This window comes from Streptomyces sp. TLI_053 (assembly GCF_900105395.1).
GTDB lineage: Bacteria > Actinomycetota > Actinomycetes > Streptomycetales > Streptomycetaceae > Kitasatospora.
Map to the genome: position 1 here is coordinate 7027355 of NZ_LT629775.1, position 26101 is coordinate 7053455.

The window sequence follows — 26101 nt, forward strand, 5'->3', positions numbered from 1 at the left end:
CGCACCGGCTAGCGGTGGCGGAGGTAGGCCGCGGCGGTCGCGCGGAGCCGGTCGTGCAGACCGCCGTACGCCCGGGTGCGGCCCAGCAGCGACTTGGGCAGCTTGGCGGCCATGGTGTAGTTGGTGTCGCACACATTGGCCGCCGGTGCCAGGCCGGCCTGGCTGACCAGCTGGTAGGCGTCCAGGGTGTCCAGGCCGAGCAACTCCGCGGTCCAGCCGACCAGATCGTGCTGGCTGATCCGGAAGGCGTCCTCCAGCGGCCGGGCCGAACCGGTGGAGATCAGGTGCCGGTCGTCCTCCAGCCGCGGCCAGGCGGGCCCGCCGCCCTTGACGAGGTCGACCACGACCGTGGTGCGCATCGCCGTCTCGACCGCCGTGCCGCACACCTCGCCCTCGCCCTGGCGGGCGTGGCCGTCACCGACGGCGAGCAGGCCGCCGGGCACGTTGACCCGGAAGTAGGCGGTGGCGCCGGTCCGCATCTCGGGGGTGTCGAGGTTGCCGCCGTGCGCGCCGGGCGTGATCGACATCAGGGTCTCGCCGCCGGCCGGGGCGACGCCGACCGTGCCGTGCATCGGGTCGAGCGGCAGATCGACGGCGAAGTCGCCGACCCGGGCCCGGAACCGGCAGGTCCCGGCCGCCCGGTCCAGCTCGTACACCCACACCCGCTCCTCCAGCGGGGCGTGCAGCATCGCGGTGCTGTGGGTCGCGGTGAGCGCGCCGAAGTGCGGGAAGGTGCTGGAGATCCCCCAGTCCCGGGCCGGGGCGATCTCCACGAAGTGCACCGCGAGGGTGTCGCCGGGTTCGGCGCCGGCCACCGCGATCGGTCCGGTCACCGGGTTGAGGTAGGGGAACTCGCACACCTCGCTGGGCAGGTCGCCGGTGCCGCGGACCCGGCCGCCGAAGCAGTCCTCCGTGGTCAGCTCGACGATCGTGCCCGGCCGGACCGTCACCAGCGGGGCGCGTCCGCCGAAGGTGTAGGCGTACTCGTCGGGGGTCGGGGAGAGCGTGACGACGTCGGGCAGGCTCACTGGTTCTCCTTGCTGAGGGGCGGGGCGGGGGAGGACGGGGCCGTGGAGGGCGAGTCGGGGGAGGACGGGTCGGCGGCCGACGGCCGGTCGGTGCCGACCGCCGCCAGGCTCGGCCGGCGGCCGGAGAGCATCAGCCCGGCCAGGACCAGCCCGCCGATCGCCAGCCAGACGAAGCCGAGCCGCTGCGCGGCGATGTCCGCGTTCACCACCACGTACGCCAGGACGGCGAATCCGGCGGCCGGGGCGACCAGATGGCGCCACCAGTCCCGGCTGCGCCGCCGCACCAGGTAGTGCACCACCACGGACACGTGCAGGACCAGGAAGGTGGTCAGCGCGCCGAAGTTCACCAGGGTGGACAGCAGGGTGATGCCGTCCTCGCGGGAGGCCGTCCAGAGGCCGAGCACGAGCGAGACGCCCGCCGTCAGCAGGGTGGCGTTCACCGGGACGCGGCGGTCCGGGTGGATCCTGGCCAGGAAGGCGGGCAACTGCCGGTCCCGGGCCATCGCGTACAGCAGTCGGGAGGTGGCGGCCTGGGCCACCAGGGAGTTGGCGAAGCCCCAGGCGACGGCGGTGGCGGCGGCCGTCACGGTGGCGAGCCAGCCGCCGGCGGCGACCCGGGCGGCGTCGTAGAAGGCGGTGCCGTCCGGATCGCCCTCGGTGATCAGCGCGTTCGGGTCCGGGACGAGCAGGGAGGCGATCCAGGTCTGGGCGATGAACAGCGAGCCGGCGAGCAGCAGGGCGGCGATCATCGAGCGGCCGACGGCCCGGGCGGAGTCCCGGTTCTCCTCGGAGAGGGTGGAGATCCCGTCGAAGCCGAGGAAGCTCAGCACCGCCACCGAGACCGCTCCGAACACCAGGCTCCAGGAGAACGTCTGGGAGTTGTAGACGGGCGTGAAGTCGAAACCGCGCCCCTTGCCGGCGGCCAGCGCCGCCAGGCCGAAGCCGACGAAGACCAGCAGTACCAGCAGCTCGCCCACCAGCATGACCTTGTTGACCTTCGAGGTCATCTCGACGCCCAGGTAGTTGACGGCGGTGTTGAGCAGCACGAAGCCGACCAGCCACAGCCAGACCGGTACGGCCGGTACCAGGGAGTTCATCGCCACACCGGCGATCAGGTACAGCAGGCCGGGCACGAGCACGTAGTCCAGCAGGATCATCCAGCCGGCCAGGAAGCCGACCGGCGCCGCGATGCCGCGCCCGGCGTAGGTGTACACCGAGCCGGCCATCGGGAAGGCCCGCGACATCTGGGCGTAGGAGAGGGCGGTGAACATCATCGCCACCATCCCGAGCCCGTACGCCAGGGCGACCATGCCGCCCGAGCCCTGGAAGACGCTGCCGAAGATGCCGAAGGGGGCGATCGGCACCATGAAGACCAGGCCGTAGACCAGCAGGTCGGTGAAGCGCAGGGAGCGGCGCAGCTCCTGGCGGTAGCCGTAGCCCTCGATGCCGGCGGGCTCGGAGGGAACGGGGGAAGCGGCGGCGCCGGCGGGGTCGGCCGGTGCGCCGCCGGGGCCGGAGGGCGGGGCGGGTGCTTCGGACATGGGGGGCTCGCTTCCGTGACGACCCGGGGTGGTGGTGGGAGACACTAGAGCCAGTTATTTCCAAATGGAAGGGTTTTGGCGGGAGGGCGCCGGGCGGTCCCGCCGCTCACGGCAGGACGGTGAACCCCAGGCCCTCCGCCCGTGCCAGGTGCACCCCCTCCCTGGCCGGTCCCAGCGGGGCCCGGGCCCACGCCCGCCGCGCCGCCGGGCCCTCGCCGTGCAACAGGCGCGCCGCCGCCCGCGCGAGCCCCCCGTCCGCGACCAGCTCCCCGCGCGCCGCCAGTGCCGCCACCAGGTGCAGCCCGTCGTAGAGGCCCACCGCGTACGCGTCCAGCACCGGCGCGTACGGGCCGAACACCGCCCGGTGCCGTTCGGCCAGCCGCACCCGGCGGTCCTCCCCGAGGCTCGCGAACGACGGCATCGCGGCGTACAGCGTGCCGGTGGTGTCCCCGCCGGACGCGAGCAGGCTGTTCTCCTCCAGCGCGCCGGACAGCCGCACCAGCCGCCGGTCCAGGCCGGTGCGGCGCAGCGCCCGGTTGAACCGGACCAGGTCGGCGCCGATCAGGCTCAGCAGCAGCGCGTCGGCCCGCCGTGTCCGCAGCGCGTCGAGCAGCGGTTCCAGCCCCCGGTCGGTGGTCCCGAACGGCAGATGCCGGTCGAGCACCACCCGCCCCCCGGCCCGGACCACCGCCGACCCGGCCGCCCGGTGCACGGCGCGGGGCCAGATGTAGTCGTTGCCGACCAGCGCCCATCGGCGCAGCCGGTGCAGCCCGGTGAGCCGTTCGACCACCCCGGCGAGTTGGCGGGCCGGCTCCGCCCCGGTGCAGACGACGCCCGGCAGCCGCGTCCCGCCCTCGTGCGGCGGGGTGAACACGTACGCCGACCGCCCGGTGGTCACCGCCTCGACGGCCCGGTGCACATCGCTGGAGTGGCAGCCCGCCACGGTGTCCACCGCCCCGGCGTCCAGCAGCAGCGCCACCTCCCGGGCCACCGCGTCCGGCGGGCCGCCGCCGTCCACCAGCACCAGTTCCAGCGGCCGGCCGCGCACGCCACCGCCGGTGTTCACCTCGTGCGCGGCCAGCAGCGCGCCGTCCAGCGCCGAGGGACCGGTCAGGCCGAGCGGGCCGGACTGCGGCACGACCAGGCCCACCCTCAGCGCCGGTGCCTCGCGGGGGAGGTACAGCGCGTCGAGTGGCTCCAGCAGCTTCACATCGGCGCCCATGGCTTGCGAGTATCGTCATGGCAGCCGGTCCGGCCAAGCGGGCGCGGGAAGGCCGGGCGGGACGACGGGACCGGCCGCGGGACGAACGACGGGGAGAGCGAGACGGCCATGACACCACCAGCCACCTCCGACACTCCGGCCGTCGACACCCCGGCCGTCGGTACTCCGGCCGTCGACACCCCGGCCGTCGGTACTTCGGCCGTCGGCACCGCGGCCCCCGCTGCCTCGGCCTCCGCCGCCGACGAGCCGCTGCTGATCGAACTCCTCACCCTCGCCCAGCGCCGGCTGGCCCGCGACCTGGCCGCCCGCCTGGAGGCCGAGGACTGCACCCTGGACCAGTGGCGGGTCATGCGGTGCCTCACCGACGACGCCGGCCGCTCGATGGGCGACCTCGCCCAGGCGCTGCTCATCCCGCAGGCCAGCCTCAGCCGCATCGTCGACGCCCTCACCGAGGCCGGCCTCGCCTACCGCCGCCAGGACGAGCAGGACCGCCGCCGGATCACCGCCCATCTCTCCCGGCGCGGCCTGATCCGGCTCGAACGCCTGGACGCCCTCGCCGCCGCCCACGACGCCGCCGTCCGCACCGCCTGCGGCACCCCCGACCCGGGCCCGCTGCTGCGCCACCTCACCGGGGCCTGACCGGGGCCCGACCGGACCGGGGGCGAGGGGTGGCCCCGGGATCGCGTTTGACGAACCGGCAGCCCGGACTGCATCGTGCGGGGTCGAATCAGCGTTCCGTTCCCGGGAGAATCGTTCATGCCTGCCAACCGTTCCGTCGTCGCGGCCCTCGCCGCTCTGGGCCTGGCCCTCACCGCGACGGCCTGCGACGACAAGGGCACCACCGCAGCCGCTGCTGCGTCGAGCCAGGCCTCGCCCAGCCCGACCGAACGCGTCGCCTCGATGACCGGGAAGCGACTGCTCGACAAGGGGCGCGAGGCGTACGGACACGTGTCCTCGGTGCGGATGACGGGATTCGTCGTCGACGACGAGGACGGCGGCCGGAGGACCGACATCCAGCTTTCCGCCGACCGGAAGGGCCAGTGTGCGGTCAAGGTCGGCGTCGGGGGCAAGGGAGAGTTCGAACTCGTGCGCACCGCCGAGCGGACGCTTCTGGTCCGGCCGACAGCCGCGACGCTCACCGCGATGCGGGGCGCGGAGGTCGCCGAGCGCTACCGGGACCGCTGGTTCAAGGTCCCCCCGGGGTCGGAGTACTCCTCCATGGCCGAGCTCTGCGACCTGACCGGGCTGACGGCCTTCGGCGACCCGAACAGTGCGTGGACCGGCCTGGCCGGCGACCCCGGCACGGTCGGCGACCGGGCGAGCATGGGCGTCATGCTGAGCTCCAAGGAGGAGGGCCCCTACACCGCCCACCTCGCGGCGGAGGGCGCCATGGTGCCGCTGCGGCTGGAGGACGGGTGGGGCGAGTCCGCGGGGAAGCGGATGACCCTCGACTTCACCGACTACGACGTGCCGGTCGTCCTGCCCTCCCTGTCCGCCGGGTCGGTCGTCGACGGCGACCTCCCGAAGGCCGCCGCCTGACGGACCCGGCTCGCCGACGCGTCAGGGCGTGTCGTCCGTCCGGGGCCCCTTCCCGTCCGCCGCCGCGTGCGGGAAGGGGCAGCCGCCACCGGAGGGGGCGGCGTCCTCGAAGGTGCCCAGCTCGCTGATCCGGTAGCCGTACGGGTAGCCGGGATAGCTCCGCACCTGCCACCCGTCCCGGCCCAGGTGCGGTCGGCGGCGCGGCGGGAGGAGGCGGACGAAGCGGCCCCGCAGCCGCATCCCCGTGCGCACGGCGCGCCGCAGCGGCGCCGAGGGGGCCGGGTAGCCGAAGGCCTCGCGCAGCGGGTCGTCGAGCAGGCAGAGCGAGGAGAGCCGCATCGAGGACCGCAGCGGTGCCGGGTACCAGGAGGCCATCAGGCCGAGCGTCGAGTCGGAGACGGCCCGGCCGCCCTCGTCGAAGGCGAAGTGCTCGCGCTCGTAGCCGTCGAGCAGCCGCTCGAACTCCTCGAAGGTCGCCGGGAGGCCGGTCAGGCCCATGTGGCGGCCCAGCTCCCGGTAGTAGTTGACGCTCGCCCGGATCTCGTGCGGGGAGAGCCGCCGCCAGCCGTAGTCGTCCATCCAGCGCTTGGGCGTCACCACGAACGTGGACAGCACGTAGTGGTAGTCGGCGTCGGAGATGTCGTACCGGCGGTGCATCCCGTTCATCCGGCGGATCGCCTCGCGGCCCTGCGAGGAGTCGAATCCGTGCTCGAGCACCGCCTCCAGGATCAGCACCGTGTCGTCGTAGCGCTTCTGCGTGCGCCGGGTGAACTCGCCGGTGGTGGCCAGCAGTCCGCCGATGCTGGGCACCGCGTAGGTGCGGTACAGCGCGAAGCTGAGCGACTGGTTGTAGTCCCACGGGAACTCGTACCAGCTGCTGATCCGGTAGATCTCGGTGAACTCGGTCTCCGGGTCCATGCGCTGAATCTTCTTCAGCCAGTCGTATCGCTGCACGGGCCCCGACCCTAGAGTCCTGGTCAGGGCCGGGTCAACGGCACCCCGCCGGGCGTTCCGGGGCCGGTCCGCCGGGGCCGGTCCGCCGGGAGCCCGAAAAGATCTTCCAGGATTTCCGGTCGGCGGTGTCGAGACCGCGCGGCCGGCTCCGACCTCTCGGTGCAGGCCCACCACGAACGAGGAGTACGACCGTGAAGTACATGCTGCTGATGCAGTTCAGCAAGAAGGACGTCGACTTCCCGAAGGTCGAGGACTGGCCGCTGGAGGACGTCCGGGTGCACGTCCAGTACATGCGGGACCTGAACGCCGAGCTGGCCGGCACCGGCGAACTCGTCGACGCCCAGGGCCTGGACGTGCCGGAGACCGCCCGGATCGTCCGCGCGCAGGGCGGCGGCCTGCCGGTGGTGACCGACGGGCCGTTCGCGGAGAGCAAGGAGTGGGTGGCCGGCTGGTGGATCGTGGACTGCGGCAGCCGGGAGCGGGCGGTCGAGGTCGCGGCCAAGGTCTCGGCCGCCCCGGGGCCGGAGGGGAAGCCGCTCGGCATGCCGGTCGAAGTGCGCCGGATCATGTCGGAGCCGCCGGTGGAGGTGTGAGCGCCGACATGTGAGCGCCGACATGCGAGCGCCGACGCGTGAGCGCCGGTCCGGCCGGGCCCGCCACCCCCGTGGGCGGGCCCGGCCGGACCGCGCGGCGCCGTCCGGCCCACGCCGCCCCGGCTCTCAGGGCCGTCCCGCTGCCCCGTCCGCCGCCGTCCGGGCGGCCCGCTCGACCCGGGCCCGGTGGGCGGCCCACCAGCCCTCGTCGCCCGGGGCCGTGTTCTCGCCGTCCCGGCGCTGCCCGGTCGCGCCGTCGACGAGCTCCCGCACGATGTCGGCGTGGCCGGCGTGCCGCTGGGTCTCGGCGGTCATGTGGACGAGGCCGTGGTGCAGCGTCACCGCGTTGCGGTCGCCCCACGGCACCCGGCCGACGGCGTCGAGCGGCAGCGAGGCGATGGTCGCGTCCGCGTGCGCGCAGGCCGCGCGGTACCGGTCGACGATCAGCTCCCGGCTCTCCTCGGGGGTCGCCCAGAGGTCGGCGTTCGGTTCGGCGTCCCCGGTGATCCACGGCCGGGGCGCCTCGAAGGGCCGCCCGAAGGTCTCCCCGAAGTAGAGGGCCTCCGCCGCCGTCGCGTGCTTGACCAGTCCCAGCAGATTGGTCCCGGTCGGTGTCAGCGGTCGGCGGACGTCGTACTCGGACAGCCCTTCGAGCTTCCACAGCAGGGCGTCCCTGGCGTCCTGGAGGTAGGTCCGCAGGTCCTGCTTGAACGCCTCCGGTCCGGAGCCGGTCCCGGGACGGCCGGTGCCGGTCCTGGTGTCGGTCTCGGTCCTGCTGTCGGTGTCGGTCTCGATCTCGGCGTCGCTCTCGGTCATGGCGGCCAGTCTTCCGCCGCCGCCCGGACCGGTCACCGGATTTTCCGGCGGCGGGCCCTGGCCGCCCTCACTGCGCTCCGACGGGCAGCAGGCCGCGCTCGCCGAAGACCTTCTTGGCGACGAACGTGGCGTTCAGCGCCTTCGGGAAGCCGCAGTAGGCGGCGGAGTGCAGCAGGACCTCGGTGATCTCGGCGGCCGTGAGGCCGACGTTGAGGGCGGCGTTGAGGTGGACCTCCAGCTGCGGTTCGCAGCCGCCCAGCGCGGTGAGCATGCCCAGGGTCACCAACTGCCGGTCCCGGGGCTGCAGCCCGGGGCGGCTGTAGATCTCGCCGAAGCCCCAGGCGACGATCTGGTGGGCGAGTTCGGGGTGCACGTCGGCGAGCGAGTCGACCACCCGCTGCCCGGCCTCGCCGTCGACGGCGGTGAGAACGGCGAGTCCCCGGTCGAACCGCTCCTCCCGGGTGGTGCCTGCGCTGTCGGTGCTGCCGGTGGTGCCGTTGTCGCTGCTGCCGGTGGTGTCGGTGCTCATGGGGTCTCCGTTCCCTGGTGGTCCTCGGTGTGCGGTGCTGCCGACCGTACGACTTGGAGTGCACTCAAGGTCAACCATCGGCGCCACCGCGGCGGGCCGGCCGGTTCCGCCGATCCGAGCAGGGCGAATGCCGATGGTTATCATGCGGACGGGGGAGTCGTTCCGGTGTGGGGGGAGTCGGTACGTGGGCCAGGACGGGTGGTCCGGCGCGCTGGGGTTCGAGGTGCTCGGGCCGGTGCGCGCGCTGCGGGACGGCGCGGAACTGCCGCTCGGTTCGCCGCAGCAGCAGGGTCTGCTGCTGTCCCTGCTGTTCCGGTCGGGCCGGCAGGTGTCGGGCGGCCAGTTGATCGACGACCTGTGGGGCGACGGGCCGCCGGCCAGCGCCCACGGCGTCGTCCGGACGTATGTGCACCGGCTGCGCCGGGTGCTCGGGCCGGACGTGCTGACCTCGCTCGGCGGCGGCTACCTGCTCGTGGCCGACCACGGCGGTCTCGACACCGCCCGGTGCGAGGCGCTGGTGGCCCGGGCCCGGATGCTGCGCGCCGACGGGCGGCCCGCCGAGGCCGCCACCGCGCTGCGGGCGGCGCTGGCGCTCTGGCGGGGCGAACCGATGTCGGGGGTGCCCGGGCCCTATGTGCAGCGCCGGCGCCGGGAATGGGAGGAGCGGCGGCTCGCCGTCCTGGAAGCACGCCTGGAGGCCGAGGCGGAGGCCGGGGCCGCGAGCGGGACGGTGGGTGGCCGGTGGACCGGGGCGGTCGCCGAACTGACGGCCCTGGTCGAGGAACACCCGCTGCGCGAGCGCCTCTCCGAGCTGCTGATGCTCGCGCTGTACCGCTCCGGACGGCAGGCGGACGCGCTGGAGGCCTACCGCGCGGCGGACCGCCGGCTGCGCACCGAGCTGGGCGTCGGGCCCGGCCCGGGCCTGCGCGAGCTGCACGGGCGGATCCTCGCGGCGGACCGGACGCTCACGGTGCGCGCCCCCCGGGAGGTCGCCGCCACGGGAGCCGCCGGGGAGGCCGCCGTCCGGGGTGCCGCGCCGACGCCCTCGGGGGAGGCCGCCGGGCCGTCCGGGGCGGACCCGGCCGCCCTGCTCGTCCCGGATCAACTCCCCGCCGCTGTGGCCGATTTCACCGGCCGGGCAGCGGAGGCCGAAGCACTGCGGACCGCCCTGCGGGAGCCGGGCCGGGTGCCCGTGGCGGTGGTCGCGGGCATGGGCGGGGTCGGCAAGACCGCGCTCGCCGTCCAGGTCGCGCACGACCTCGCCGGGGAGTTCCCGGACGGCCGGCTCCACCTCGACCTGCACGGCGCCGACGGCCGGCCGACCCGGCCCGAGGAGGCGTTGGCGGTCTTCCTGCGCTCGTTCGGTGCGGTCGGCGGGGCGATTCCGACGGGCCTGGCCGAACGCGCCGCCCGCTACCGCTCGTTGCTGTCCGGGCGGCGGGTCCTGGTGCTGCTCGACAACGCGCGCGACGCGGAGCAGGTCCGGCCGCTGCTGCCCGGCAGCCCCGGCTGCGCCGTCCTGGTCACCGGCCGGACCCGGATCGGGGCGCTGCCCAACGCCCGCTTCACCGAACTGGCGGTCCTGTCCGCCGACGAGGCCGTCACCCTGCTGGCCCGGACGGTCGGCGAGGAGCGGGTCGCGGCCGAACCCGGGGCGTCCCGCGAACTCGTCCGGCTCTGCGGGCAGTTGCCACTGGCGGTGCGGATCCTCGCGGCCCGCCTGGCCTGCCGTCCGGGCTGGAGCGTTGCCCGGCTGGTGGAGCAACTCGGCGGCGACCGCTACCGCTTGGACGCGCTGCGGGCCGGGGACCTCGCCGTGGAGTCCTCGTTCCGGTTCGGCTTCGACCAGCTCGACGCCGAACAGGCCCGCGCATTCCGGCTGTTGGCGGTTCCGGAGGTGCCGGACCTGTCGGCCGGGGAGGTGGCCGCGGTGCTGGACCGGCCGGCGGCCGTCGCCGAGGAGCTCGCCGAGTCCCTGGTGGACTGTTCGATGCTGGAGGCCGCGGCGAACCCGGACCGCTACCGCTACCACGATCTGCTGCGGGCGTTCGCCCAGCGGCTCGGTCACGGGGACGACACCGGAGAGCGGGGGCCGGCGCAGGCGGAGGCGGAGGCGGAGCGGGTGGGTGTGCTGACCCGGCTGGTGGACCACCACCACGCGAGGGTGACGGCCGGTCCCGGCGCCGCACCGGACCCGTCCCGCGGCGGAGGCCGTCCGGCCGTCGGCGGGAACCACGCGGCCGGCGGGGAGTACGCCGTCGGCGGGGACTACGCGGCCGTCGGCGCGCTGGTGAGCCAGTGCGCGAAGCTGCCGCACCCGGCCGGCTGCGCCGCGCCCCCGCTCGACCGCCTCGCCGAACTCCTCCTGGGCGTCTGCCTGTCGGCGGATTCCGGCCGCGCCACCCGGCCGCTCGGCCACGCCGCCAACGCGCTGCTGAGCGCGGCCCTGGAGCAGGCCGACCGTACCGCCGAGGCCCGGACCAGGCTGGTGCTCGGCCGGCTGCTGACCGAGGTCGGCTCCGCCTCCTCGGCGCTGTCCGAACTGCTCCGGGCCCGCGACCTGTGCATCGTGCACGGGCTGCCGGAGCCGTTGCTCGCCCTCGCGCACGGCTCGCTCGCGGCCTGCTTCGTCCACCTCGGCCGCGCGGAAGAAGCGGTGGCTGGCTTCTCGGCGGCGGTCGCGGTCCGGGAGCGGTCCGGGGACCGGCGGGCGCTGGCCGCCGAACTGCTCGACCTGGCCGGGGCGTTCGCCGGGCAGGGGCGCCACGACGCGGCGGGCCGGGTGATCGACCAATCGTTGCTGGTCAGTCATGAACTGGCCGACCACGTGTTGGAGGCCCGGGCCCGGGAGGCACTCGGATCGATCGAGCACGACCTCGGCCGCTACGACGGGGCGGTCTCCCACCGGCGGGCCGCGCTCGCGCTGACCGACCCGGCCGACCACCGGCGCACCGGCCGGATCCTGTTGCGGCTGGTCGAGTCGCTGCGCGCGGCCGGGCGCGGCCCGGAGGCGGTCGGGGCGGCGGAACGCGCGGTCGAGGCGCTGACCCTCGACGGCGACCACCGGGGCCGGGGCCTGGCCCTGGCCGCACTGGGCGACGCGCTGACCGACGCTCCGGGGGCGGCCGGTGGTCCGGGGGCCGACGCGTCGCCGGGGGCCGGCGGTCCGGTGCCGGCCGATGTCCGGGCGCGGGCGTGCTGGGCCGAGGCGCACGACATCCTGGCCCCGATCGGCGCGCCGGAGGCCGAACGCCTGGTGCCCCTGCTCGGCCAGGACCACCCGACCGGGCCGCCCCGGCGGCGCTGGCCGTCCTGGCTCCCGGCCTGAGCCGTCGTCGGGCCGGGGCAGGGGACCGGGAGGACAGGGAGCCGGGAGGGCGAGGGCTCCACGGCAGGCGGGCAGGCGGGCAGGCGGGCAGGCGAGCCGGGCGCCCCGGGAGGGCCGGGGCGCCCGGCGCCGTCGGGGGCGGTCAGGCCGCGGTGACCGTCCAGACCTGGTCGGTGGAACCCGCGCAGGTACGGAGCGTGGCGGGCATGTTCGGGCCGGCTGCGGACAGGCAGCGCAGCGCGTCCCCCCGGACACCCAGCAGATAGCCGCCGGCCACCGGGACGAACGTCCAGGCCTGGTCCGTCCGGTCGGGCACCGACTGCGACAGCCTGGTCCGGGAGCGGCTCTCCTCCAGGTCGAGGACCTTGGTGAACCGGCTGGCGCCGTTGAAGAGGGAGTACCCGCCCCCGGCCCGGGCGGCCAACTGCCACACGCCGCCGGGACCGCCGTCGTCCGGAGCCACCACCACCGGGTTGCCGTCCTGGTCCAGGGACGCCTGGTCGTAGAGCACGGCCCCGGCGTTGGACACCCGGGCGCGTGCGGGCAGCGGGCCGGGCTGCTGGGTTGGCGGCTTGATCGGCGGATCGGTCCGGACGGTCCCCGGCGGCGGCGGGGGCGGGCCCGCGGTGTACGGCGGGGGCGTGTACGCCGGTGACGGCGTGTACACCGGGGCGGGCGTCAACGAGGACGTCGCGTACACCGGGGGGACGGTCCGGCGCGGCACGGCGGTGTAGGCCGGGTCGCCCGGCGGCGGGGCGGCCGTGTAGACGGGGTCGGACGGTGTCGACGGCCGCTCGGGCGGGTTCGTGGCGCCGCCGCCGGATGTGCCCGGTCCGCCCGTCGGGCCCGGGGCCCCGGGCCCGACGGGGCCGCCGGATGCTCCGGGAGCCGTCGCGCCGGAGGCGTTCGGCGCGGCGTCCCGGTTCGCGGCACCGCCCGTCGGCCCGGTGACCGGGCCCCCGGCGCCGCCGACCGCTCCGGCACCGACACCGGCCTCGGGCAGCGGCGCACCCGGTGTGCCGGGCGGGAGGGAGGCGGCGGGCGAGGGGGCGGCGGGGGAGGGCGAGGCCGTGCCCGGGTCGGCCGACGTCGGGGCCGAGGCCGACAGCGGGTCCACCCGGACGGGGTCGCCCGTCGGTCCCGCGGCGGCCGCCCCCGCCACGACGTCGGCCCGCCTCCCGTCCTGGTGCAGAAGGACGGCCGTGCCGGCGGTGACGGCGCAGCACAGTACGGCCGCGCCCGCCACGAGCAGGGTCCGGCGGCGGCTGCCGAAGAGCGTCGACCGCCACCCGGTCGCGCGCTCGGGCGGGGCGACGGTCTCGACCAGGAGCAGCTCGCGCGCCGCGGTCCCGAGCGGACGGGACCCGGTTCCGGCCAGGAGCGATCCGGTGCCGATCGACCCGGCCGGATCGAACACCACCCGGCCGAGGGTCGTCGTCCCGGTCCCCCGGCCGGTGCCCGCTCCGGTCCTTCTTCCCGTCCCCGTTCCTGTCCCCGGGCCCGTCCTCGTCCCCGGGCCCGTTGCGGTGCCCGTCCCCGTACCCGTACCCGTGCCGGTGCCGGTGCCGGTGCCCGTGGACCGGAGTACCGCCGCCGCTCCGGTCGACCGGACCGAGGCCGCTCCGGCCGCCGCGCCGCCCAGCGTTCCGGTGGGCGGCGGACCCGCGACCGGTTCCCCGGCCAGTGCCGCCCGGACGGCCGAGGCCATCGCGGCGGCGTCCGGCCAGCGCAGGGCGGGATCCTTCGCCATCGCCCCCTCGACCACGGCCCGGACCGGGGCCGGGATCCCCGCCGGCAACGGCGGCACCGGGTCGGTCAGATGCTTGAGGATCAGTTCGAGAGCGGTCCCGCCCTCGAACGGCAGCCGCCCGGTGAGGCACTCGTAGAGCACGACCCCGAGCGCGTACAGGTCCGCCGAGGCGGTGACCGTGCCGGTGGAGGCCTGTTCCGGGGCCTGGTAGGCGGCGGTGCCGAGCACCATCCCGGGCACGGTGAGCCGGGCGTCGCAGCCGGGGCGGGCGATACCGAAGTCGGTGATGACCACATGGCCGTCCCGGACCATCAGGTTGGCCGGTTTGACGTCCCGGTGGACGATGCCGGCCTCGTGCGCGGCCTGCAGCGCGGCCAGCACCTCCAGTGCCAGGCCCAGGGTCTCCAGGACGGTCAGCGGGCCGCGCCGCTCCAGCACCGTGCTCAGCGGCTCGCCGGTGATCAGTTCCATGACCAGGTAGGCGACCGGGCGGGTCGGGGGAGGCGTCGGCGCACCCCAGGACGGCACGTCCTCGGCCGTCCGGCCGGGGCCGAAGTCGTACACGCCGACGATGCCGGGGTGCCGCAGCCGGGCCATCACCCGGGCCTCGTCGTGGAACCGCTCCGCGAAGCCCGGTTCGTCCAGCAGTGCGGGCTTCAGGATCTTGACAGCCACCCGGCGGTCGAGCACCTGGTCCTCGGCGAGCCAGACATCGCCCATCGAGCCGCCGCCGAGCCATTCGCCCAGTCGGTAGCGGTCACCGAGTGTGGTGCCACGCATGATTCTCCTCGACCTCGTTCCGTCGTCGCGTCCGCCGCCAGGGGGCCCGGGTCGGGCCTCGGTCGCGCCGACCGACCCTGTCAGGCGGGAATAAACGCGGACTTGGCGTGCGCACTGAAACTGCCCTTTCGGGTACCCCGGCGGTCCGTCGGCATCTCGGGGGCGGACGGTGGTCACCCCGCGCGAGCTTCTGTCGACATGTCGTCAGGATGACGCCCCGGGCGGGCTCGAGGGCCGCCGGTGGGCGGAAAATCCGAGGCGGGCGGGTGCGGTTCCGATTAGGGTCACGGACGACCGGTCAGGTGGACCTCGGGGGGTTTCGGTGCGGCGCAACGGACAGGTACTCGTCTTCGACGCGGACGACACGCTGTGGGAGAACAACGTGCTGTTCGAGCGCGTCATCCACGACTACCTGGACTGGCTCCGGCACCCCACGCTCGACCGGGCCCGGCTGCGGGCCGTGCTCGACGACGTCCAGCGCGCCAACGCCGTCACCCACGGGTACGGCAGCCGGATGCTGCTGCGCAGTCTCGGCGACTGCGTGGAGAAGCTGCGCGGCAGGCCCGCCACCGGCCAGGAGCTGGCCGAGATCGAGGAACTGGCCGCCGTCCTGGCCGACCACCGGGTGGAGCTCGTCCCGGACGTCGCCGAGACCCTCGCCGTCCTGGGCGGCCGGCACACCCTGCTCATGCTGACCAAGGGCGACCCGGAGGAGCAGCGGCGCAAGATCGACGCCTCCCGGCTGGCGCACCACTTCCGGGCGATCGAGATCGTCCAGGAGAAGGACACCGCGAGCTACCGCGGCTTCGTGGCGGCGCACGGCCTCACCCCCGCCGACAGCTGGATGATCGGCAACTCGCCGAAGTCGGACATCCTGCCGGCGCGGGCCGCGGGCATGAACGCCGTCTTCATCCCCAACGACCACACCTGGGTGCTCGAACACAGCGAGCTGGACCCGGCCGACGAGGCGGTGCTGCACCTGCGCGCCTTCCGCGAGCTGCTCGACCACTTCTGAGTTCCCGGGACCGTTCCCGACCGAGTCCGACACCCTGACCGAGTCCGACACCGGAGGAAGCACCCGATGAACCCCACCCCCGCCCCGACCGGACGCCCCGCCGAACGGGCGCTCACCGCACCCACGGTGTCCTGCGTCTTCGTCTGCCACGACGGCGACGGCCGCATCCTGCTGGCCCGGCGCAGCGCCGGGGCCAGGGACGAGCCGGGCACCTGGGACACCGGGGCGGGGGCCCTGGAGCACGGCGAGTCCTTCGAATCGGCCGTACGGCGCGAGGTCCTGGAGGAGTACGGCACCGAGGCCCTGACGGTCGAGACCCTGGGGGTGCGCAACATCCTGCGCGGCGACCCGGTCTCGCACTGGGTGGCGGTGCTGTTCGCCGTCGAGGTGGACCCCGCGCGGGTCGTCATCGGCGAGCCGCACAAGTTCGACGCTCTCGGCTGGTTCGCCCCGGACGGGCTGCCCGAGCCCCGGCACTCCCAACTCGGCGAGACCCTCGCCCACTTCGCCGCCGCTACCCGCTGACCGCCACCCGCTGACGGACGCCCGCTGGCCGGGGCCGGCTGGCCGGGTGTCTCAGTTGTCGACGAAGGTGAGGCCGGCCGCGTCGTAGCGGGTGTCCGCGACCTGCCCGGCCGGTGCGGCGGCCTCGACGGCGGCGAGGTCCGCGGGGGAGAGCTCGATGTCCAGGGCCGCGAGGTTCTCCTCCAGGTGGCGCTGCCGCCGGGTGCCGGGATCGGCACCACGTCCGAGCCCCGGTGCTGCACCCGGGCCAGCGCGAGCTGACCGGTGGTGACGCCCTTCGCCGCGGCCGGCTCGTCCAGCTTCGCGACGATCGCCAGGTTCCGTTCGAGGTTGCCGTCGGCGAAGCGCGGCTGACTGCGACGGACGTCCGTCTCGGCCAGCCCCTCCACCGAGTTGTACCGGCCGGTCAGGAAGCCGCGCCCGAGCGGGGAGAACGGGACCGGGCCGGTGCCGAGTTCGCGGCAGAGCGGGGCGACCTCCGCCTCCGGGTCGCGGGTCCACAACGACCACTCGCTCTGCAGCGCGGCGACCGGGTGCACCGCGTGCGCCCGCCGGACGGTGGCCGCGGCCGCCTACGAGAGCCCGAGGTGGCGCACCTTCCCGGCCCGCACCAGCTCGGCCATGGCGCCGACGGTCTCCTCGATCGGCACCCGCGGATCGACCCGGTGCTGGTAGTAGAGGTCGATGTGGTCGACCCCGAGCCGGCGCAGCGAGGCCTCGCAGGCCTGCCGCACGTAGGCGGCGTCGCCGCGGATCAGGGTGGGCTCGCCCAGGCGGTTGGCGAAGCCGAACTTCGTGGCGATCACCACCCCGTCGCGGCGCCCGGCGACGGCCCGGCCGATCAGCTCCTCGTTGTGCCCGGATCCGTAGAAGTCGGCGGTGTCCAGCAGGGTCACCCCGAGGTCGAGGGCGCGGTGCAGCGTCGCGATCGACTGCGCGTCGTCCGAGGTGCCGTAGCCGTGGCTCATGCCCATGCATCCCAGGCCCTGCGCGGAGACCGTCAGGCTGCCCAGGTGCCGGGCGGGGATCTCGGTCGTGCTGCTGCCTCCTGAGCTCGGAACCATCTGTCCCGGACGCCAGGTGTTCGAGTGCGCTCGAAGTCGATCGGGAGCGGAAGCGGGCCCCGGCCGCCCCCGGTCCGAGGAACGGTCGGGGCCTTCCGTGCCCGGTCGGCGGACGGCGCCGGCACCGCTCCCGGGGGCCGCGCAGGGAAGGCGGTGACGGAGGGTGACGGTCGGGGTGGGGGATTCGGACTTGAATCTTTGCGAACAGATGTTCGATCCTGGGGGTGTGCCCGTTATCGAATCCGTTTTCGAATCCACCGTCGAGCGACAGCCCGCGCTCCGGCCGGTGGCGTCGCCCGCCGCCCCCGGCCGGGGGCTGCTGCCGGTGGTCCCCGCCCTGCGCGGGGTGCTGCCGGAGGGCGGGCTGAGGCGGGGGACCGCAGTGTCGGTGGCCGGCGGGGACGCCGGGCTGCTGCTGGCGCTGGCCGCCGGGGTGCGGGAGACCGACGGCGGATGGGCGGCGGCGGTCGGGCTGCCCGACCTCGGACTGGCCGCGGCCGCCGGGTACGGGCTGGATCTGCGGCGGCTGCTGGTGGCCGACGATCCGGGCCCGCACTGGGCCGAGGTGGTGTCGGTGCTGGCCGGGGCCGTCGAGCTGATCATGCTGCGCCCGGACGGCCCGGTCCCGCCGAACCTGGCCGCCCGACTGGCCGCCGTCCTGCGGCGCAGCGGCTGCGTGCTGCTGGTGGCCGGTCCGTGGCCGGGGGCCGGACTGCGGCTGGGGGTGCGGTCCGGGCGCTGGTTCGGGCTGGGGGACGGGCACGGGCAGCTCACCGGACGCCAGGTGGAGGTGGTGGCCGAGGGACGCGGCTCGGCGGTGCGCGGGCGGGCGGCCAGGCTCTGGCTGCCGGACGCGCACGGTGCGGTGCGGACCGTGGAGGAGACGGTCGGCACCGGGACGGCGGACGTGGTGGGGGAGGACGCGGTGGCGGGGCCCGGTACGGGTCTCGACCGCATGGCGGTGGTGTGAGATGAGTGGTGCGAGTTGACCGGCGGAGAGGTTGCCGGCTCCACCGGGGCGAGTGGCGCGGTCACCCCCCGGGTGCTGGTGGTGTGGTGTCCGGACTGGCCGGTGGTGGCCGTCGAACGTCCGGAGGAGGACCGGGACGCCCCGGTGGCGGTGGTCGAGGGCGGCCGGGTGCTGGCCTGTTCGGCGACGGCCCGGGCGGCCGGGGTGCGGCAGGGGCAGCGGCTCAAGCTGGCCCAGCGGCTCTGTCCGGCGCTGGAGCTGCGGGACCGGGACCCGGAGGCGGAGGCCCGGCGGTTCGAACCGGTGGCCGCCGCGGTGGAGGCGTTCACCCCCCGGGTGGAGGTGCTGCGCCCGGGGCTGTGCGCGATCCCGGTGAAGGGGCCGGCCCGCTACTTCGGCGGGGAGGAGGCCCTGGCGGCGAAGGTCCGGGCGGCGGTCACGGCTGCCCTGGCGGTGTCGGCGGAGGTGGTGGCGGTCGCGGAGGCCGTCGCGGCGGCGGTGGCCGGGCCCCAGCGGCAGCCGGCGGACGCGGAGGCGGGCACGGAGAGGGAGCGCGGCGACGGGCACGGCGACGGCGACGGCCTGGCCGAGGTCGTCCCCCTGCGTCCGGCCGCTCCCGGGCACCCCGCCGATGCCGAGCGGGCCGGGGCCGCCCGGCGGCGGACGGCCGGGACGGAGGAGCTGTTCTCCGCCGCGCCGCCCGCCCGGGACGGCGCTCGGGGCGGTTTCGCGCGCCCGCCCGCCTGTCCGTCGGCGCCCCCGTCGGAACCGGTCCCCGGGCCGGGGGCCGGAACGCCTGCGGCTCCCGCGCTGGTGCAGCCGCTCGGCCTGGTCGGGGTGGCCGACGGCCTGTTCGCCGCCGTGCTCGCCGCCCGGGCCGGGGTGCTGGTCCCCGCCGGGCGGACGGCGGAGTTCCTCGCGCCCTACCCGGTGGCCGCGCTCGGTGACGCCGGGCTGGCCGAACTGCTGGACCGGCTGGGCCTGCCCACGGTCGGGGCGTTCGCCGCGCTGCCCGCCGAGTCGGTGGCCGACCGCTTCGGCCCGACCGGTGCCACGGCGCACCGGCTGGCCCGGGGGCTGCAGCCGCGCCCGCTGGTGCCGCGCGCCGAGGGGCCGGACCTCTCCGTCGAGCAGCGCTTCGATCCGCCGGAGCCGCTCGCCGAGCCGCTGGTGTTCGTCGCCCGGACCCTGGCCGAGCGGCTGCACCAGCGGCTCGCCGGGGCGGGGCTGACCTGTCAGCGGGTCGCCGTCGAGGTGGTGTGTGCGGACGGCCGGACGGTCGCCCGGCTCTGGCGGCACGAGGGCCGGCTCTCGGCGACGGCGCTCGCCGAACGGGTCCGCTGGCAGCTCCAGGCCTGGCAGAGCGCGGGCACGTTCGACCGCATCGGGGAGAGCCGCGCCGGTGGGAGCCGGGCCGGGGAGAGCCGTCCCGGTGACGACGGCCCCGGAACGGGCCCCGAGGTGGGCGGCTTCACCGCGCTGCGCCTCGTCCCCGACGACCTCACCCCCGACCAGGGCCGCCAACTCGCCCTCTGGGGGCAGGCGGTGGCCGACGACCGGGTGGAGCGCGCGGTGGCCCGGGTGCAGGCGGTGCTCGGGCATGCCGGGCTGCGCCGGATCGAGCCGGCCGGCGGACGGGGGCCGGAGGACCAGGTGGTCCGGGTGCCGTGGGGCGAGCCGTACGACCCGGCGGCGCCCGCCGACGCGCCGTGGCCGGGCCGGGTCGGCGGGCTGCGGGACGTCTGGCCCTCCGTCGTGCACCGGGTCCCGGTGCCGGTGACGGTCCTGGACGCGGACGGGCGGGCGGTGACGGTGGACGGCCGGGCGGGGGTGTCGGCCCGGCCGGCCGTCGTGGCGGTGCGCGGGCGGGAACTGCCGGTGGAGGGCTGGACCGGACCCTGGCCGGCGGTCGAGTACTGGTGGGACCAGGCCCGGGCCCGCCGCCGGGCCCGGTTCCAGGTGACGGTGGCGGACGGGCGGGCGCTGCTGCTCACGGTGGAGGGGGGTGCCTGGTTCGTGGAGGCCGGGTACGACTGACGGCCCGGACGGCCCGGACGACACGGATGGCCCGGAGGACATGGACGACGCGGACGACACGGGCCGTCCGAGCGGGGGGACCGGAGAACGAACGAGAGATCGAAGGCACCACCCCGATGGGATTCACCAGCCATCCCTCCGTCCCCTGGAGCGAGCTGCACCGGCGCATGGCCGCCCGCGCCGGCGGCGATGTGGTGCCGCTGCGCCCGGGCCCGGCCGCGGAGGCCGCCGGCCCCGCGGCTCCCACGCGCCCCGCCGGGCCGGCCGCCCCCGCCGGGCCCCCCTGGGCCGAGCTGCACGTCCACTCCGCCTTCAGCTTCCTGGACGGCGCCAGCGACCCCGAGGCGCTGGTCGCCGAGGCCGCCCGGCTGGAGGTCGAGGCACTCGCGCTCACCGACCACGACGGCCTCTACGGCGTGGTCAGGTTCGCCGAGGCGGCCCGGGGCACGGGCGTGGCGACCGTCTTCGGCGCGGAACTGACGATCCGTCAGGAAGCGGGTGGCGGCGTCGAGCACCTGCTCGTGCTGGCCCGCGACCCGGAGGGCTACCGGCGTCTCTCCGCCGTCATCGGCGCGGCCCAACTCGCGGGCGGGGCCAAGGGGAAACCGGTCTACGACTTCGCCGCCCTGGCCGAGGCGCACGGCGGCCACTGGGCGGTGCTCACCGGATGCCGCCTCGGCCGCGTCCCGGCCGTCCTGGCCGCCACCGGCGCGGCCGGCCCCGGCGCCCTCGTCGTCCCCGACCCCGAACTCGAACTCCGCTCCCTCGTCGAGGCGTTCGGCCACGACAACGTCCACGTCGAACTGATCGACCAGTGGCTGCCCGGCGACGACCTGCGCAACGACGCCCTCGCCGCGCTCGCCGCCCGGCTGGGCCTGGCGACCGTCGCCTCCACCAACGCCCACCACGCGAGCCCCGCCCAGGGCCGCCTCGCCCAGGGTCTGGCCGCCCTGCACGACCGCCGCACTCTCGCCGGGGCGGCGGGCTGGACGCGGGCCGCCGGCACCGCCCACCTGCGCTCCGGCCGCGAGATGGCGGCCCGGCTGGCCCGCTTCCCCGGCGTCCGGGAGGCGACCGTGGACCTCGCCCGCGCCTGTTCCTTCGACTTCGCGACCATGGACCCGGAGCTGCCCGGCTACCCCGTGCCGCCCGGCCGCACCGAGATCGGCCATCTCCGCGCGCTGGTCGCCGAGGGAGGCCCGGCCCGGTTCGGACCGGCGAACGGTCCGGCCCGCCGCCAGCTCGCCCGCGAGCTGGACGTCATCGAGGACCTCGACCTGGCCGGCTACTTCCTGATCGTCCACGACATCGTCGACTTCTGCCGCCGCGAGGACATCTGGTGCCAGGGGCGCGGCTCGGCGGCGAACTCGGCGGTCTGCTTCGCGCTGGGGATCACCGCCGTCGACCCGGTGCACTACAAGCTGCTCTTCGAACGCTTTCTCTCCACCGCCCGGGACGGGCCGCCGGACATCGACCTGGACATCGAGAACCGCCGCCGCGAGGAGGTCATCCAGTACGTCTACCGCCGGTACGGGCGGGAGCACGCCGCCCAGGTGGCCAATGTGATCACCTACCGGCCCCGGCTGGCGCTGCGCGACGCCGCCCGGGTGCTCGGTTACCCGCAGGGCCAGGTCGACGCGTTCAGCCGGCAGGCGGACTTCCGCTCGCCGCCCGGCGAGGACGCCGTCGTTCCCGCCGACGTGCTCTCGCTCGCCGGCCAACTCCACGGACTGCCACGTCACCTGGGCATCCACTCGGGCGGCATGGTGCTCACCCGGGAGCCGATCGCCGAGATCTGCCCGACCGAGTGGGCCCGGATGCCGGGGCGCTCCGTGCTGCAGTGGGACAAGGAGTCGGTGGCCGGGGCCGGCCTGGTCAAGATCGACCTGCTCGGCCTCGGCATGCTCGCCGCGCTGCACGACACCTGCGACCTGGTCGCCCGCCACCACGGCCGGCACTACGACCTGGCGACCATCCCGGACGACGACAAGGGCGTGTACGCGATGCTGCGGCGCGCCGACACGGTCGGGGTCTTCCAGGTCGAGTCGCGTGCCCAGATGGCCACCCTGCCCCGCCTCAAGCCGGACCACTTCTACGACCTGGTGGTGGAGGTGGCGCTGATCCGGCCCGGCCCGATCCAGGGCGGCTCCGTCCACCCGTACCTGCGCCGCCGCGCCGGGGTGGAGCCGGCCGGCTGCCCGCACCCGCTGATGGAGAACGCGCTCGGCAAGACCCTCGGGGTGCCGCTGTTCCAGGAGCAGATGATGCAACTCGCCATCGACTGCGCCGGGTTCACCCCCGCCGAGGCGGACCGGCTGCGCCAGGCGATGGGCGCCAAGCGCTCCCACGAACGGGTCGCCCGGCTGCGCGAACGGCTGCTGGACGGCATGGCCGCGCGCGGCATCCCGCAGGAGGTGGCGGAGGACGTCTATGTGAAGATCGAGGCCTTCTCCAACTACGGCTTCCCGGAGAGCCACGCGATCAGCTTCGCCTACCTGGTGTACGCCAGCGCCTGGCTCAAGTACCACTATCCGGCGGCCTTCACCTGCGCCCTGCTGGCCAACCAGCCGATGGGTTTCTACTCGCCGCTCAGCCTGATCTCGGACGCCCGGCGGCACGGTGTGCGGGTGCGCGGGGTGGACGTCAACGCCAGCGGGCCCGCGCCCACCCTGGAGCCCTACCGGGGGCCGACGCCCGCGCCGCCGCTGACCGCGGGCCTGCCGCAGCCCGCGATCCGGCTCGGGCTGGACACCGTGCGCGGCATCGGCACCGCGCAGGCCGAGGCGATCGCGGCCGGGCGTCCGTACGCGGACCTGGAGGACTTCGCCCGCCGGACCGGCCTGCCGGCGCCGGGACTGGAGGCGCTGGCCGCGGCGGGCGCGTTCGGCTGCTTCGGGCTCGGACGGCGGCAGGCGCTCTGGGCGGCGGGCGCGTTCGCGGGCGTCTCGGCGGACCTCATCCCGGGCACGACGCCCGGCACCGAGGCGCCGGACCTGCCCGCGATGACCCCGATCGAGGAGACCATCGCCGACCTCTGGGCCACCGGGACCTCCGCGAGCAGCCATCCGCTCCAGCATCTGCGTGCCCACCTGGACCGCGGCGGCGCGCTACCGGCGGAGCGGCTCCCGGACGTGCCGGACGGGACGGCGGTGGTGGTCGGCGGCCTGGTCACCCACCGGCAGCGGCCGCCGACGGCGGGCGGGGTGCTCTTCATCAGCCTGGAGGACGAGACCGGGCTGATCAATGTGATCTGCAGCCGACCGGTCTGGGAGTCCCAGCGCCGCACCGCCCTCGACCGGGCCGGACTGCTGGTCCACGGGCACGTCGAACGGGACCGGGGCGCCACCAACCTGGTCGCCACCCGGCTCGCCCCGCTGCGGATCGGGCTGTGAGGGCGCCGGATCGGTTCGTGCCATGATCGTCCCCATGGAATCGACGTCGTCGCCGACCCCACCCCCGATCACCGTCGTTCCCCGGGCCTCCGTCCGGGTGGGGCTGCTGCTCCTGGTGGGCGTGCTCGCGACGGCCGGATGCGGCAGCACCCCGGCGACCGGGGCGGGCGGGGGAGCGCCGGGCCCGGCGCGCAGCATCGGCGACGCGCCCCCCGCGGTGACGCCGGTCCCCGTGGTCACGCAGCCCCTCACGGCCGCGCCGACTCCCGCACCCGCCGCGAGTGCCGGGTCCACCCCGGGGTCCGTCCGGGCGGTGCCGCTGCCGGGTTCCGCGCCGAGTGCCACTCCGGCCCCGCCGCCCGTCTGCTCCTCCGAAGGCGTCGCCCTGACCGTCGGTGAGGCCGATGCCGCGATGGGCCTGCGGGTGCTGCCGGTCCGGTTGACCAACTGCGGCACCCGCCCCTACAGCCTCAACGGCCACCCGGGCGTCCGGGTCCTGGACGCCGAACGCGCCCCGCTCGCCGTCACCGTCAAGCGCGGCTCGGCCGGCATCGCCACCCTGGCGGACTTCGACGCGGCTCCGAAGCCGCTGACCCTGCAGCCGCGCGAGTACGCCGAGTTCCAGCTGGTCTGGCGCAACACCGTGGCCATGGGCGACAAGGCCCCCGACAACGGCCGTTACCTGGAGGTCGCCCCGCTCCCCGGCCGCCCCCGGCTGACCGTCCCGGCCGAGCTCGACCTCGGCACCACCGGCCGGCTCGGCGTCGCCCCGTGGTCCGCGCCCGCGCGGTAGCGCCCAACGCCCCCGCCCGTCCGGCCGGGCCCCAACACCCCCGCCCGCCGGGCGAGACGACGGCACCGGGACAATGACCCCATGTCCGAACAGTACCTCTCGGCGTTCGCGGTCGACGGCGACGCCCTGTTGCGCACGGTCGGCTCCGGCGACGAGGCCCTCGTCCGCTCCGCGCTGGACCGGATCGCCCCGCTGACGGCGGCCGGGCGGCTGCTCCGGGCCACCGATCCCGCCGAGGTGGAGCCCGCCCTGCGGGAGATCGTCGGCGGCCGGCTCCACCCGGCACGCACCGGCGGCTACGGCTGGCTGCTGGAACTCCTGCTGCCCGGGGCCGGGGACCGCCTCGGCGGGGCGACCCTGCCGGGGCGCGGCTGGCACGAACTCACCGGCACCTTCCGGGCCTGGGGGCTGCCGGCCCTCGCCGCGTTGTGGGCGCGCCCCTGGCCGTGGCCGCGCGCCGAGGTGTCCGACGGGGATCCGTGGCCCTTCCCCTGCCTCGCGGCCGGTCCCGAACTCGACCGCGTCCACGGCGAACTGGCCGGATTCGACACCGAACGGATCCACGAGGAGCCGGAACTCCTGCCGGGCGGTGACGAGGACGCGGCCGAGGAGGTCGAGTGGCTGGTCGGCGAACTGCTGCCGGACTGGACGGCGGGTGCCCGGGAGCGGGGGAGCGGGCTGCTGATCCTGCGCGACGGCGGCAAGTGACCGCGCGCGGTTGACCGGCGCGGCGCAGTCGTGGGGGTGCCTGCGCCGCGCCGGGGTTCACGGAGGTCCGTCGGCCGGATCCGACCGGCGGGAGGACCGGCCGGTCAGAAGGCGGGCCGGTCGCCGAGTTCGACGATCCTCAGGTCGCGCACCCGTACGGTGAACCAGACCTCCTGGCTGCCGCCCCCGACCCAGAACTCGGTGAGCCGGACGGAGGCGAAGCCGTACTCCTCCTTGACCTGCTGGACGGACCAGTCCAGCGGGACGTTCTGGGCGCGGAACACCGGATCGGCGTCGTTCTCCTGCGCCCAGGTGTCGAGCCGACGGTCGAGGGCCGGGGTGAGGAAGCGCTTGCGCACCTCGGCCGGCCGCTCGCCACTGGTGCCCAGCACCGCCCGCCGGTACTCCTCGAAGAAGACGACCACCTGGTGCGCGGACGGCGTCCCCGCTCGGACCTGGGCCGACACGACCGCGGCGGCAGGCCCAGGGGGCAGCGCGAACGCGGCCGGGGCGGAGGCGGCCAGGAGGCCGCCGACGGCGAGCAGGGCGACGCAGCCGGCCAGGGTGGTGCGGCTCGGGTTCATTCGCTTCATGGCGGGATTCCATCATTCGCCGACGAACTCCGTATATCGCCGGAACGTGTGGTTTACCCGTCAGGCGGGGTTATTTGACGATTGATCCGCTAAAGCGAGAATCCGCTCGGCCGCCCCTTTCCGGGCGGTCCGGCGAAGGCCTGGGCGATCGGCAGCCAGGCCGTCGCCACCGCGCCGACGGCGGTCAGCGCGAGGTCGTCCCGGTGCCGGCGCTGGGTGACCAGCAGGCAGAAGTCCAGGGCCGGGCCGGCCACCCGGTCCGCCGCCCCCTCCGGCCCCCAGGTCCACAACCCGCCTTCCGGCGCCGTCAGTTCGACCCGCACCGGGGCCTCCGGAGCGGCCAGTCCGTGCACCGTGAACGCGAATCCCAGGGTTCGTACGCCCAGGTGCGCGACGTGCCGCAGCCGGGCGCTCGGCTCCCGGACGGCACCGAGCGCGTCCGCGACGTCCTGTCCGTGCGCCCAGGTCTCCATCAGCCGGGCGGTGGCCATCGACGGGGCCTTCATCGGCGGCCCCAGCCACGGCAGCGCGGTCCCGGCCGGCACCGCCGCGAGGGCCGTCGCGAGCCGCTCCCGGCCTGCCCGCCAGCGGGTCAGCAGCGCGGCCGGCTCCTCGGCGGCCCCGCGCGCGGCGCCGTCCTCGACCGGGTCCGCTCCGGCCGCGAGCAACTCGCCGAAGATCCGGCCGGAGTCCGCGACGAAGGCCCCGGGGTCGCGCGCGGCCAGCTCGGACCAGTCGTCCGTCCAGGCCAGGTGGGCGATCTGATGGGCCACCGTCCAGCCCGCCGCGGGCGTGTCCAGCGCCCAGCCGTCCGGCTCCAGGCCGGCGACGAGCCCGTCCAGCACCTCGCTCTCGGCCCGCAGGTCGGCCAGCAGTCCGGTCAGCACGGACGACTTCCCGGGAACGTTCGGGTCCGTCATGGAT

20 protein-coding genes and 1 pseudogene are annotated in these 26101 nt (G+C 75.7%); 11 read left to right on the top strand and 10 right to left on the bottom strand.

Annotated features, from left to right (window positions below):
* Positions 1-8: 8 nt before the first annotated feature.
* The 3 genes from BLU95_RS29340 to BLU95_RS29350 form a co-directional block, all read right to left on the bottom strand.
* Complete coding sequence (locus BLU95_RS29340; protein WP_093862627.1) at positions 9-1028, bottom strand: acetamidase/formamidase family protein; 1020 nt, start codon at positions 1026-1028, stop codon at positions 9-11.
* The gene (locus BLU95_RS29345) at positions 1025-2569 is read right to left on the bottom strand and encodes an APC family permease (protein WP_093862628.1); all 1545 of its coding nucleotides are present in this window, start codon (positions 2567-2569) and stop codon (positions 1025-1027) included. The genes BLU95_RS29340 and BLU95_RS29345 overlap by 4 nt, the downstream gene beginning before the upstream one ends.
* Positions 2570-2675: 106 nt before the next feature.
* Positions 2676-3791, bottom strand: coding sequence for a substrate-binding domain-containing protein (locus BLU95_RS29350; protein WP_093862629.1), 1116 nt, complete (start codon positions 3789-3791; stop codon positions 2676-2678).
* 108 nt (positions 3792-3899) lie between these two features.
* Here BLU95_RS29350 and BLU95_RS29355 point away from each other — a divergent pair, with 108 nt between their 5' ends.
* Together BLU95_RS29355 and BLU95_RS29360 are read left to right on the top strand one after the other, a co-directional pair.
* Positions 3900-4430, top strand: a complete 531-nt coding sequence (locus BLU95_RS29355) for a MarR family winged helix-turn-helix transcriptional regulator (protein WP_093862630.1) — start codon at positions 3900-3902, stop codon at positions 4428-4430.
* A gap of 117 nt (positions 4431-4547) precedes the next feature.
* Complete coding sequence (locus tag BLU95_RS29360) at positions 4548-5330, top strand: hypothetical protein (protein WP_093862631.1); 783 nt, start codon at positions 4548-4550, stop codon at positions 5328-5330.
* A gap of 21 nt (positions 5331-5351) precedes the next feature.
* On the opposite strand, the gene BLU95_RS29365 is transcribed toward BLU95_RS29360, so the two are convergent.
* Complete coding sequence (locus BLU95_RS29365) at positions 5352-6284, bottom strand: oxygenase MpaB family protein (protein ID WP_093862632.1); 933 nt, start codon at positions 6282-6284, stop codon at positions 5352-5354.
* Positions 6285-6484: 200 nt separating this feature from the next.
* Here BLU95_RS29365 and BLU95_RS29370 point away from each other — a divergent pair, with 200 nt between their 5' ends.
* Complete coding sequence (locus BLU95_RS29370; protein WP_093865215.1) at positions 6485-6877, top strand: YciI family protein; 393 nt, start codon at positions 6485-6487, stop codon at positions 6875-6877.
* A gap of 126 nt (positions 6878-7003) precedes the next feature.
* Here BLU95_RS29370 and BLU95_RS29375 read toward each other — a convergent pair whose 3' ends face one another.
* Positions 7004-7693, bottom strand: coding sequence for a DinB family protein (locus BLU95_RS29375; RefSeq protein ID WP_093865216.1), 690 nt, complete (start codon positions 7691-7693; stop codon positions 7004-7006).
* A gap of 67 nt (positions 7694-7760) precedes the next feature.
* Positions 7761-8222 (bottom strand): carboxymuconolactone decarboxylase family protein, encoded by a 462-nt coding sequence (locus tag BLU95_RS29380; RefSeq protein ID WP_093862633.1) that lies wholly within the window; start codon positions 8220-8222, stop codon positions 7761-7763.
* Between the two features lie 184 nt (positions 8223-8406).
* Here BLU95_RS29380 and BLU95_RS29385 point away from each other — a divergent pair, with 184 nt between their 5' ends.
* Entirely contained in the window at positions 8407-11550 is a 3144-nt protein-coding gene (locus BLU95_RS29385) for an AfsR/SARP family transcriptional regulator (protein ID WP_159425034.1), read from the top strand.
* Positions 11551-11692: 142 nt separating this feature from the next.
* Here BLU95_RS29385 and BLU95_RS43430 read toward each other — a convergent pair whose 3' ends face one another.
* Positions 11693-14080, bottom strand: a complete 2388-nt coding sequence (locus tag BLU95_RS43430; protein ID WP_197698630.1) for a serine/threonine protein kinase — start codon at positions 14078-14080, stop codon at positions 11693-11695.
* Positions 14081-14402: 322 nt separating this feature from the next.
* Between BLU95_RS43430 and BLU95_RS29395 the strand changes: the two genes are divergently transcribed.
* Together BLU95_RS29395 and BLU95_RS29400 are read left to right on the top strand one after the other, a co-directional pair.
* Positions 14403-15095, top strand: coding sequence for an HAD family hydrolase (locus BLU95_RS29395; protein ID WP_093862635.1), 693 nt, complete (start codon positions 14403-14405; stop codon positions 15093-15095).
* Between the two features lie 66 nt (positions 15096-15161).
* On the top strand, positions 15162-15620 hold the full coding sequence (locus BLU95_RS29400; RefSeq protein WP_093862636.1) for an NUDIX domain-containing protein: 459 nt from the start codon (positions 15162-15164) through the stop codon (positions 15618-15620).
* 51 nt (positions 15621-15671) lie between these two features.
* On the opposite strand, the pseudogene BLU95_RS29405 reads toward BLU95_RS29400, so the two are convergent.
* A pseudogene (locus tag BLU95_RS29405) lies at positions 15672-16684 on the bottom strand (aldo/keto reductase).
* Between the two features lie 226 nt (positions 16685-16910).
* On the opposite strand from BLU95_RS29405, the gene imuA' reads away from it, so the two are divergent.
* From imuA' to BLU95_RS29430, 5 genes are all read left to right on the top strand, one after another.
* A complete protein-coding gene (gene imuA' / locus BLU95_RS29410) occupies positions 16911-17654 on the top strand; it encodes a DnaE2-dependent mutagenesis accessory factor ImuA' (RefSeq protein ID WP_159425035.1) in 744 nt (247 codons plus the stop codon).
* A 15-nt stretch (positions 17655-17669) separates the two neighbouring features.
* Complete coding sequence (locus BLU95_RS43435) at positions 17670-19691, top strand: DNA polymerase Y family protein (RefSeq protein ID WP_197698631.1); 2022 nt, start codon at positions 17670-17672, stop codon at positions 19689-19691.
* A 116-nt stretch (positions 19692-19807) separates the two neighbouring features.
* Positions 19808-23083, top strand: a complete 3276-nt coding sequence (locus BLU95_RS29420; protein WP_093862638.1) for an error-prone DNA polymerase — start codon at positions 19808-19810, stop codon at positions 23081-23083.
* 34 nt (positions 23084-23117) lie between these two features.
* On the top strand, positions 23118-23876 hold the full coding sequence (locus tag BLU95_RS43440) for a DUF4232 domain-containing protein (protein ID WP_093865217.1): 759 nt from the start codon (positions 23118-23120) through the stop codon (positions 23874-23876).
* Between the two features lie 81 nt (positions 23877-23957).
* Positions 23958-24584: a DUF7691 family protein gene (locus BLU95_RS29430; RefSeq protein ID WP_093862639.1), complete on the top strand. Its 627-nt coding sequence runs from the start codon at positions 23958-23960 to the stop codon at positions 24582-24584.
* 104 nt (positions 24585-24688) lie between these two features.
* Here BLU95_RS29430 and BLU95_RS29435 read toward each other — a convergent pair whose 3' ends face one another.
* Complete coding sequence (locus tag BLU95_RS29435; RefSeq protein WP_159425036.1) at positions 24689-25177, bottom strand: hypothetical protein; 489 nt, start codon at positions 25175-25177, stop codon at positions 24689-24691.
* 89 nt (positions 25178-25266) lie between these two features.
* A complete protein-coding gene (locus BLU95_RS29440; protein ID WP_093862641.1) occupies positions 25267-26097 on the bottom strand; it encodes a TIGR03084 family metal-binding protein in 831 nt (276 codons plus the stop codon).
* Between the last annotated feature and the right edge of the window lie 4 nt (positions 26098-26101).